Below are 9,962 nucleotides of genomic sequence, written 5' to 3'. Positions count from 1 at the left end.
GGGATTTATAGGGATCACTTCTTCGATGTCCTGGGGCGCAAAACTGCGCTTCTGGAGATGCCTTAAACATTGGGTCTTGTTCCTTTAGCGGGTTCGCCGCGCTTCGCGTGTTAGCGAGTTGGCAAGTTGGCGAAGAGAAAAACGAAGAGGGGAATTCGATATGTATAATTCCCAAAATTTTCTCTACGCGGCGGACTGGGGCTGTTTGCGCGGGTTGGCACGGTCGAGGCGCGTCTGGGCGATGCCGGTGCGGAGAGCGGATTCGTTGGCTTTGAACTCAGTTCGGATGGTGTCGAGGACCAGGCGGCCAGTTCCGAGCATGGCATTGCCCTCAAAAGGTGGGATGACCCTGATAGCGATGCCGTGATTGATGCAGGCCGCATAATCCCTGATGTCCTGTGTGGAGGCCAGCTCCGGCAGGGCGGCGAGATAGGCTTCCGCGCCTAGCGCGGCTGCCTGGAAGTCGAGAAGCTTGAGGTTTTTGCAATCGGCGAGAGCGCGATTGCGGGCCTGGCAGCAGCGGTGGACGGCGGTGTTGCGGGTTTCCTGGTGGATGCAGGGACGGTTGTGGGGTGCGGACATGGCGATCTCCTTTTGTGCCTGAAAACAGAAAGGCCCCGCGGTGGCGGGGCCTTCGGCTGGATAAAATTTTTCGAGCTACTTCTATTAAGGCATAAAACCCCTTAATCTTGTGCAAACTATTTTTAGAAAATTTTGTGCGCGATGGATCGGCACGCCAGAGGGTACACCATCAGCGTTCCCGGACCATGCGAATTCTGGCCAGCGGAATCAGCAAGGGCTCAGGATTCTCCGCCAAGCGTGCCGCGGTCATGGTTTCAAGCTGCGCGATAAACTCCGCTGCTCGTCCGAGGTTACCGTCCGGCTTTAGAGCAGACGTGAGCGTGGGAAAGACCGAGGCTCGCGAAAAGGCTGACCACCGGGCTCCAAAGGATTTGGCGTCTCGATCCTGTAGGAAATCCGACCAGATTTGATCTTCGCCTGAAAAGATCTCCGCTTCTTCGACCCGCATTCCGGCGAAGTGTCCGCTGGCCACGAAGGGCGCGAGAAACTCTTCACGGCTTCTTCCCACGGTAGGAATTGTCATCCGCAGCAGCTCTTGCTCCGTTATGAAACCGCTTTCGACCATCTTCCGCAGAGATGCGTACATGGATTGCAAAAGGGCGCGGTATCCAAACTCGCCTTGTTCATCGACGGCCATGGTGAGTACGACGAGCCTTCCGCCGTTGCGCAGTTCCTTGCCGCGCGCAAGGAGAAACTGCTGCCAGTCTTCCGCCGCCTGACGGTGAAATGCGGCTTTGGCCGCCAGATCAGCACTGAAGGCTACTTGTACCTGGTCGGGAACGATGCATGGCACCTGGTTCAGCCACTGCACGGCCCACGAACTCCAGCCCAATGTGACGGAATCAGCCGGAAGAATTTGTTCATAAAACGATCTGCCAATGGCTGAGGCGAAGACTGCCGAATCGGGCTTCAAATATGTTTGAGGATCGGTGCGCAGGGTTTCAAAGAGCGCTGTGAAGTCGTTTGTGGGCAGGTCCACGTGGACGACAGAGATTGCCTGGTTGCGTCCGGCCCGTTCTCGCAGCGCGTCAATCGCCGCGCACATGGGAACGAGGGCGTTGTGGCCCTGAGACGAGCCATAGTCCGCGATCACGATGGGGCTCTGCGCATCCGGAAGCGAAACGGCCTGTGCCGCGCGTTGCAGCATGGGCACAGCGGGCGACTGGCCCGCCGCCTGCACTTGTGAGTTGCGGTTATAGCGACCGCGCCCTTCCATTGCGGCGGATGTGATTTCTTTTGTCAAAATTTACTCTTTTGCGGCCATATTATCAGTCAGAAATTATTTGTTCCATGTGTAATATGGGCGCATGCCTCTCTATCCTGGAATTCCTTACGGGCCGGCGCCGTCGTGGGCGTTTCCCTTCTTCGATTGCTGCATTGTCTTTCTCTTTGTTTTGTGCCTGCTGGATGCGTGGAGGCGGGGACGGGGCGCGATCTCGTATCTGCTGGGCGGGATGTGTTTCGGGCTGGTGCTGGAATATCTCGAGGTGGCATCGCACAGCTACACCTACGGGCACTTTCTGCTGATGCTGGGGCATGCGCCTATGGATATTCCGGTGAGTATTGGCCTGGCGTGGGGGATCATTCTTTATACATCACGATTGTTTTCCGACGGGCTGCGGTTGCCCTGGGTGGCCGCGGCGGCGCTTGATACCGTACTGGCGCTGAATCTGGATCTGACCATGGATGTGATTGCCTACCGGATGCACATGTGGCACTGGGACTGGACCGGAACCGGGCTGGACCCGTTGAAGGCGGAGTGGTTCGGGATTCCCTATGGCAATTTTGTCGGGTGGATTTCAGTGGTTTTCTTTTACTCGTTTTTCAGCAGGCTGTACGAGCGCACGATCTTCAAGCGAACTGGACTCAAGCAGACGGGCATGTGGCGGTTTCCGGCGATTGCTGTGCTGGCGCTGATTTCGGCACAGGTGGAGTTGCTGGTGACGGAGTACTTCCTCTTTCATTGGCTGAATGCTGTCCATATTGGATCGGGACGGCGGCTGGCGATTGAAGTTGTGGTCCTGCTGGGGCTGGTTTGCTGGGGGAGTCTGCATCGGCGGGGCGGGCCGCAGCGCAGGGTGCCGGGCGTGGCTGTCTGGGTGCCTGCATGGTTCCATGTCTATTTTGCGATTGCGCTTGTGGCGCTGGGATTTTTCCGGGAGAACGGCTGGATGACGCTGGTGGCCGGGGTGAATGTGGGGATTGGGCTAGTGATTCATCTTTGGCCTGTGGTGGGGAAGAAGGCCGAGCCGGGGTCGCTTGTCTGGGCTGAGACGGTGTGAACGCTGTCCGGTGAATTGGCGGGAGTGCTGTCCCACCCATTCGGCAAAGAACGCCGAATGGGTAGGGCACGGCGGTGATTGCTTCACGATACGCGTGAAGCTGGTTAGTCGAGCTTGGGGTGGAGTTTGTGGAAGCCGGTGGCTTGCTGGTAGGCGTGGCCGAAGGCGGCTAGTTTTGCGTCGTGGTAGAGGCCGGCGAGGAAGGTGATGGAGACGGGTGTATTGGGGCCGCCGATGTTGTCGTTTTCGCCGTCGTCTTCTTTGGGTGGGTGGGGTGCGTCGGCTGCGCGGAGGCCGTTGGGCACGATGAGTGCGGGGTGGCCGGTGAGGTTGGTGGCGACGAGCTGCAGGCCGTTGGTGGGAGCGACGATGATGTCGACTTTTTCGAAGAGGGCTGAAACCTGCTGGCAGGCGAGTGTGCGGGCGCGGGCGGCCTGGACATATTCGACTGCAGGGTAGAAGCGGGCGATGCGGAAGGTGTTGGGCCAGTCGCCGGCGGATTGCTCGGTGAGGAGCTTGTCGCGGCCGGAGCGGGTGAGGTCGTCGAAGGCGGCGGCGGCTTCAGCTTCAAGCATGGGCGTTATGGCGTTGTAAGGCAGATCGGGGAGCTCGACGGGGATGAGGTCGATGCCCATGGAGCGGAGCTTGTCGAGGGTGGCGAGGTCGTATTTGCCGTCGTAGTCGCGGCGGGCGCGGTTGGTGGCCATGCTCGCGTTGCGGTCTTCGCGTTTCTTTTTGTCTTCGGGAGTTTCGTTGGGCTTGGGTTCCTGCGGCTTGAAGGGCCTGGGTGGGTCGAAGGCGGATTTCAGGTAGCCGATGCGGAGGGTCTTCGGGTCGAGGCCGGGTTCCAAGTAGAACGGAGCGGGAAAGACGGAGGTGTCTTTGCCGTCGGGGCCGTGGATGGCGTTGAGGACGAGGGCGCAGTCTTCTGCGGAGCGGGTGATGGGACCTAGCTTGTCCATGGTCCAACTGAGGGCCATAGCTCCTGTTCGTGGGACGAGGCCGAAGGAGGGTCGAAGGCCGGAGACACCGCAGCGGGTGGAGGGGGATGCGATGGAACCGAGAGTTTCCGAGCCTATGGCGAAGCCGACGCAGCCTGCGGAGACGGCGGAAGCTGAACCGGCGGAGGAGCCACTGGAGCCTTGTTTGGGGTTCCATGGGTTGCGCGTCTGGCCGCCGAACCATTTGTCTCCCATGGCCAGCGCGCCGAGGGTGAACTTGGCAATGAGGATGGCTCCGGCTGCGTCGAGGCGCTGGACTACGGTGGCGTCTTCATCGAAGGACTGGTGCTCGAAGCCGCCTGCGCCCCAGGTGGTGGGGTAGCCTTTGACGGCGAGGAGGTCTTTTGCGCCCCAGGGGATGCCGTGGAGTGGGCCGCGATATTTTCCGGCGGCGATTTCGGCGTCGGCCTGCGCGGCTTGTTTGAGGGCGCGATCTTCGAGGAGCGTGATGACGAAGTGGAGCTTGGAGTCGTAGCGCTTGAGGCGTTCCAAATACATCTTCGTCAGCTGAACTGAGGTCACCTTGCGTGCTTGAATCAAGCTCGCTAGATCGCTCACAGTCCGAAAAGCTAGTTCCTCTATTTTTGCGGGTGCGCTTGCGTTTGGGTCAGGAGCCCATTCGTCTAGCCTGTTAAACGGAGGCCCACCCGCGCTATAGGCCGGAATACGAATTGTCTGCGGGTCCGCCTTCCACGCCGGCTGCGGATGAAAGACGAACGCCGGTGCGACGGAGTTTGGGATATTGAGCTTGCGGATGGCTTTCATTGACCCGTTTACGTCGATTAGCGAGTCGATCATCATCTGCTTCTGTTCGGCGGTGAAGGGGCCGATGCCGGCGAGGATGGCGGCCTGGTCGATCATCTCCGGGGTAATGACTGGCGGCTTGGATTGATCGGTGCCTGAGGCTTCCTGCGCTTGTATGGAGAGGGTGTAGAGCACGCCGGGAAAGAGGGTGGATGAGATGCCAGCGAGGGTGGAGGCGGTGAGAAAGCGGCGGCGGTCGAAGGTCACTGAAAACCTCTGGGAATGGGGAAGATGTCTTTTCGACACTATAGCGGAGTTGGGAGATTTAGTTGTCTGTACTCGGTGGCTGAGTTTCAACAGGGGCTAAAGCCCTGCACTGCCAGTCGTGCTATGTTGCGAAGATTAAGGGGGCGGGAGTGCCATCCCAGGTCCTTAACTGCAAGGACCTGGGGCACCCGGATGTTGTGGCGGAACTCGCGAAAGATGATGGGCAATCTGAATTCTGGAGCGTTTAGTATCGGGTCATGGCGCTGGTTGAGGTGCGGTCGGTAACTAAGAGCTATGTGCGATATGCCGGGCTGCGCGCGGAGGAGCGCGTGGTGGTGGATGATGTGTCGCTCGAGATTGAGGCGGGCGAGACGCTGGGGCTGGTAGGCGAATCGGGTTCGGGCAAGACGACCGTGGCGCGGATGATCCTGGGGCTGGTGAGGCCGACTAGCGGGATGGTTCGGGTGGATGGAGTGGATCTGACGGAGGCTTCATCCAAAGAGTTAAAGAGCCTGCGGCTCCAGATGCAGCCGGTTTTTCAGGACCCGTATGCGGCGCTGAATCCGCGGATGCAGGTGCTGGAGATTGTGACGGAGCCATTTGCGATTCATAAGCCGAGCATGGGGCCGAATGCGCGGCAGGCCGAGGCCGTGATTCTGCTGAAACAGGTGGGGATGGATGAGAGTGCGCTGGGACGGTATCCGCATGAGTTCTCTGGCGGGCAGCGGCAGAGAATCAACATTGCGCGGGCGCTGATGCTGCGACCAAAGCTGCTGATCCTGGATGAGCCGGTGTCGGCGCTGGATGTCTCGGTCGGCGCGCAGATTGTGAACTTGCTGCGGACGTTGCAGCGCGAGCATGGGCTGACGTATCTGTTTATTTCGCATTCGATGCCGCTGGTGCGTTACCTGAGCACGCGGATTGCAGTGATGGAGCGCGGGCGGCTGGTGGAGACGGGCGAGGCTGATGCTCTTTGTGCGGCGCCGCGGGAGGCGTATACGCGGCAGTTGCTGGAGGCTACGCCGGAAATGCAGGGATTAGGGAACAGGGATCAGGGTTCAGGGTTATAGATAAACGGCAATGACTGTATATATTTCCACCCTTGCGATTTTTTCTTTCGCAAGGGTGGGATGGAGCAGGATAGATTACTTCGACGGCGGTGGGGGTGTGGGCTTGGGTTGAGGCGCCGGAGTTGTTGTTGCTGGTGGCGGCGTTGCAGTGGAAGGCGCGGTTGCCGGGGCTGAAGGCTGGCCGGGCGCAGCGGGTTGACCGGGAGTGCTGGGAAGCGGAGGCTGGCCAGGCCTTGGTGCTGCTCCGGGTGCGCCGGGGATCATTCCGCCGGGACGCGGCGCGGGTGCGGGCGGTGGTGCAGGCATATCCGATACGCTGACGAGCTCGACATCAAAGACGAGATCAGACTTGGCGGGAATGCCGGGGTGGTCAGGGCCGCGATCAGGCATGGCGCGATAGCCGTAGGCCAATGCCCAGGGGATGAAGATGCGGCGCTTGCCGCCGACGTGCATGCCATCCACGGCGAGGTCAAAGCCGGGAATCATGCGGCCAACGGCGTGCGGAAACTCCAGCGGCTGGGGGTCACCCATCTTGGGCTTATTGTCCGGCCCCATGACGGGCTTGCCGTCCGGGCCGATGACTGGCTGCGGGTGCTGATCCCACGCGTCAAAGACTACGCCATCGGCAGCGCGCCAACCCTTGTATTTGACATGCCACATTTGCTTTTCCTGGCCGAGTGGGCCGGTGCCGAGCTTGATGTCCTGATACTTGAGCGCGAGGGTGGTTTTCATGATTCCGTGCGCGGGTAGCACGCCGGGAGGCAGCTTAGCGGCGCTGGCGGCCGTGGTGGTGGAGGCATGGGTGGCAGGCGTAGCGGGCTTGGGTGCGGTTGGTGCCTGTGCGGGGAGGGTGACGGCGAGTGCGGCTGCAACGGGAAGCAGCGAAAAACGGGATCTCATTGCGTGATTTCAACTCCGGGATGGGCTTACACACCGGAGTTTAGCACCTTGAGCGCGGGAGATGTTGACATGGATTGCGAGTCCTCCATCCCATCTTTATGAAGCTGCGGCTACGGTGAATAGATATGTCCCTGCATTTTGCGGATGTAGTGCGCTGGCTCTGGCTGCCTGTGGCATCTTTTTTTGCCGGAGCTCTGAATACGATTGCGGGCGGGGGATCGTTTCTCACGCTGCCGGCGCTGTTCTCCGCCTCCAGCGCCGCGGGGGTGGGCGCGGTTACGGTGCAGGCCACGAACACTGTGGCGTTGTGGCCTGGGCAGCTTACTTCGCTGGTGGCATTTCGCAGGCATTTGCTCGCTTACGGCTGGAAGATGGCTCCGATTGCGCTGGCGAGCGGGCTGGGCGGCTGGATCGGCGGCAGGCTGTTGCTGATTACATCGAACCACTGGTTCAGGGAGCTGCTGCCGTGGCTGCTGTTGTTTGCCGCAGGGATGTTTATCGCCAGCATGCCGCTGGGCAAATGGCTTGCGACGCGCTCGGGCGGCAAGCGGTATGACGTAGCGCTGATCATCGGCATGGTGGTGGTGAGCGTGTATGTGGGCTACTTTGGCGCGGGCGGGGGATTTCTGGTGATGGCGCTGTTTGGGATTTGCGGCGTACACGATATTCACGAAATGAATGCGCTGAAGGTGCTGACGGCGGTGGTTTCGATTGGCATTCCCGCAGTGACGTTCATGCTGGCGGGGCGCGTGGAGTGGCGCTTCTGCCTGGAGATGGCAGTGCTGGCCGCAGTGGGCGGATATCTGGCCGCACACCTGAGCCCGCGCGTGAACCAGCGCGTGATGCGCTGGACGGTGGCTTCGATTGGTCTGCTTACGGCGGCGTATTTCTTTTTGCAGAATGCGCTGATGCGCGGGTGAAGATGGGGCGCTAAAAGACGTGCCATCCGTCCTGTACTACGCCCTGGGCGCTGATGCGGATGTAGCCGGCGGTGGGGTTGATGCCAGCCATACGTGTAAAGTTCTTGCAATGACAGTCCTGCTCGATCTTCGCCATGCTGTGCGGCAGTTGAAACTTGCGCCGATGTTTACGGCAACCGTTGTGTTGACGCTTGCGCTGGGCATTGGCGCATGCACGGCGATTTTCTCGCTGATTGATGCGGTCATGCTGAAGTCGCTGCCGGTGACGGATCCATCGCGGCTTTACCAGATTGGCATTGGCAAGGCTTGCTGCCTGATGAACAGCCCGGAGGGAGACTGGGATCTTTATTCGTATAAGCTCTACAAGCAGCTTGCTGTGGCCGCGCGACCGGAGTTTGATGAGGTTGCCGCCTTCCAAGCACAGCCCGGTGTGCTGAGCGTACGCTACGGCACAGACATGGACCGGGCGCAGGCGCGCGCGCTGATGGGCGAGTATGTGAGCGGCAACTACTTTCAGACGCTGGGCGTGAATGCGATTGCCGGACGCATGCTCAGGCCGGAGGACGACAGGCGCGGTGCTCCGCCAGTGGCTGTGATGAGCTATCGCACGTGGAAGAACGTCTATGGCGGCGATCCGAAGATCATTGGGGCGACCTTTCAGATTGAGACATTTTCTTTCACCGTCGTTGGCGTAGCGCCGCCAGGATTTTTCGGCGAGACGCTCAGTAGCAATCCCATGGACCTGTGGGTTCCGCTCTCAGTGGATTACCTGACGGATGCCGAGGCTCCCTACTGCGATGTGCCCTCGATGGCATGGCTGCGGCTGATAGGCCGGCTGAAGCCGGGCGCGACAACGGCCGGTGTAGCGGAACGGTTGACGGCTCACCTGCAGCACTGGCTTACCGGCGAGGGCGCAATGGCACCGCAGTTCGAGACGCAACTGAAAGACGAGCTTTCGCGGCAGGTGATTCGCCTGGGTCCCGGCGGACAGGGCATTGGCGAGATGCGCGATTCCTATCGCAGCAGCTTGTATATCCTTTTCGGCATCTGCGCCGCGGTGCTGCTGATTGGCTGCGCGAATGTGGCAAATCTCCTGCTGGCTCGAGGCATGACGCGAAGTCCGCAGACGGCATTGCAGCGTGCGCTGGGAGCGTCTACGAGGCGGATTCTGCAGCAATCGTTTCTTGAAAGCATGCTGCTGTCAGTGATGGGCGGTGTGCTGGGCGTGGTGGTTGCGTGGGCGGGAGCGGGCTTGATTGTGCGGCTGGCATTTCGGTATGCCGTGGTGGCTCCGGTGCATATTTCGCCGTCGCTTCCGGTGCTGGGATTTTGCCTGGCGCTATCGATTGTTACAGGCTTGATTGCAGGGATGGCGCCGGCGTGGCTGGCTTCACGCACAGACCCGATGGTTTCAATGCGCGGAGCAAACCGCACGATGAGAGGAAGCGCGGGGTTGCCACAGAAGACGATGGTCGTTGTGCAGACGGCTGTTTCGTTGGTGCTGGTGGCCGTGGCTGGCATGCTTTCGCATAGCATCTCTAACCTGCGCCACCAGGATTTTGGCTTTCATGCGGAGAATCGCGAGATTGTGACTGTTGAGCCGCCGCTGGCGAAATATACGGTTGCCGATCTCGACAGGATGTATCGCGAGCTGAAGATACGGCTTGAGGCTTTGCGTGGAGTTCGCAGCGCGAGCGTGGCCCTGGACAGCCCGATGGATGGACACTGGGAAGCCTATGTGCTGAAGCCTGGGGAGGGCGTGCCGCCAAGCGATAGCGCGCACAGTGTGGACTACGATCGTGTGGGCCCGGATTACTTTGCCACTATCGGCCAGCCGCTTGTGAAAGGACGCGGCATTCTGCTCTCTGACCGCGAAGATACGCAGCATGTTGCCGTGGTGAACGAGGCCTTTGTGCGTAGGTTTTTTCCGGACGGCGATGCCATTGGCCGCCACTTCGGCTTTAATCTGCCGGCCAACAGCGACAGTTTTGAGATTGTGGGCGTGGCTCGCGATGCGAAATATGCAGACCCCGCGCTGCCGCCTGCGCCGATGGTCTTTGGCGCGCTCTCGCAGAGCATTCTTTATGCCGATAGTGCGCTGAAGGAAAACGAGAAGTGGTCGCACTTCATCAATGGAGCGCAGTTATGGATTGATGGTGACATGGGACGGCTGGAGCCGCAGATCCGCAAGGTCTT

At 60.2% G+C, this 9,962-nt stretch carries 8 protein-coding genes; 4 read left to right on the top strand and 4 right to left on the bottom strand.

The genetic code is table 11. From position 1 onward, the window contains the following. Positions 1-183 precede the first annotated feature (183 nt). Positions 184-582 (bottom strand): hypothetical protein, encoded by a 399-nt coding sequence (locus tag ABSG47_RS18685; protein WP_424171329.1) that lies wholly within the window; start codon positions 580-582, stop codon positions 184-186. A 169-nt stretch (positions 583-751) separates the two neighbouring features. After that, complete coding sequence (locus ABSG47_RS18680; RefSeq protein ID WP_424171327.1) at positions 752-1,825, bottom strand: class I SAM-dependent methyltransferase; 1,074 nt, start codon at positions 1,823-1,825, stop codon at positions 752-754. A 64-nt stretch (positions 1,826-1,889) separates the two neighbouring features. Between ABSG47_RS18680 and ABSG47_RS18675 the strand changes: the two genes are divergently transcribed. Next, a complete protein-coding gene (locus ABSG47_RS18675; RefSeq protein WP_424171325.1) occupies positions 1,890-2,864 on the top strand; it encodes a carotenoid biosynthesis protein in 975 nt (324 codons plus the stop codon). Between the two features lie 104 nt (positions 2,865-2,968). On the opposite strand, the gene ABSG47_RS18670 is transcribed toward ABSG47_RS18675, so the two are convergent. Then, entirely contained in the window at positions 2,969-4,876 is a 1,908-nt protein-coding gene (locus ABSG47_RS18670) for an amidase (protein ID WP_424171323.1), read from the bottom strand. A 257-nt stretch (positions 4,877-5,133) separates the two neighbouring features. On the opposite strand from ABSG47_RS18670, the gene ABSG47_RS18665 reads away from it, so the two are divergent. Next, positions 5,134-5,946, top strand: coding sequence for an ATP-binding cassette domain-containing protein (locus ABSG47_RS18665; protein WP_424171321.1), 813 nt, complete (start codon positions 5,134-5,136; stop codon positions 5,944-5,946). A gap of 75 nt (positions 5,947-6,021) precedes the next feature. Here ABSG47_RS18665 and ABSG47_RS18660 read toward each other — a convergent pair whose 3' ends face one another. After that, entirely contained in the window at positions 6,022-6,846 is an 825-nt protein-coding gene (locus ABSG47_RS18660) for an FKBP-type peptidyl-prolyl cis-trans isomerase (protein WP_424171319.1), read from the bottom strand. 125 nt (positions 6,847-6,971) lie between these two features. Between ABSG47_RS18660 and ABSG47_RS18655 the strand changes: the two genes are divergently transcribed. After that, complete coding sequence (locus ABSG47_RS18655) at positions 6,972-7,766, top strand: sulfite exporter TauE/SafE family protein (protein WP_424171317.1); 795 nt, start codon at positions 6,972-6,974, stop codon at positions 7,764-7,766. A 19-nt stretch (positions 7,767-7,785) separates the two neighbouring features. Continuing rightward, the coding region (locus ABSG47_RS18650; RefSeq protein ID WP_424171315.1) for an ABC transporter permease at positions 7,786-9,962 on the top strand (2,177 nt) is incomplete at its 3' end.

Origin of the sequence: Occallatibacter sp. (assembly GCF_049510455.1) — a bacterium.
Classification (GTDB): Bacteria; Acidobacteriota; Terriglobia; order Terriglobales; family Acidobacteriaceae; genus Telmatobacter.
Note: the sequence above shows the minus strand (reverse complement) of the source record. Positions and strands in the feature narration are given on the sequence as shown.

Bases quoted from the DNA above. Each gene is read 5' to 3' on its own strand.
- ABSG47_RS18685 (WP_424171329.1), bottom strand. From the start codon at position 582: ATGTCCGCACCCCACAACCGTCCCTGCATCCACCAGGAAACCCGCAAC.
- ABSG47_RS18665 (WP_424171321.1), top strand. From the start codon at position 5,134: ATGGCGCTGGTTGAGGTGCGGTCGGTAACTAAGAGCTATGTGCGATAT.
- ABSG47_RS18660 (WP_424171319.1), bottom strand. From the start codon at position 6,846: ATGAGATCCCGTTTTTCGCTGCTTCCCGTTGCAGCCGCACTCGCCGTC.
- ABSG47_RS18675 (WP_424171325.1), top strand. From the start codon at position 1,890: ATGCCTCTCTATCCTGGAATTCCTTACGGGCCGGCGCCGTCGTGGGCG.
- ABSG47_RS18655 (WP_424171317.1), top strand. From the start codon at position 6,972: ATGTCCCTGCATTTTGCGGATGTAGTGCGCTGGCTCTGGCTGCCTGTG.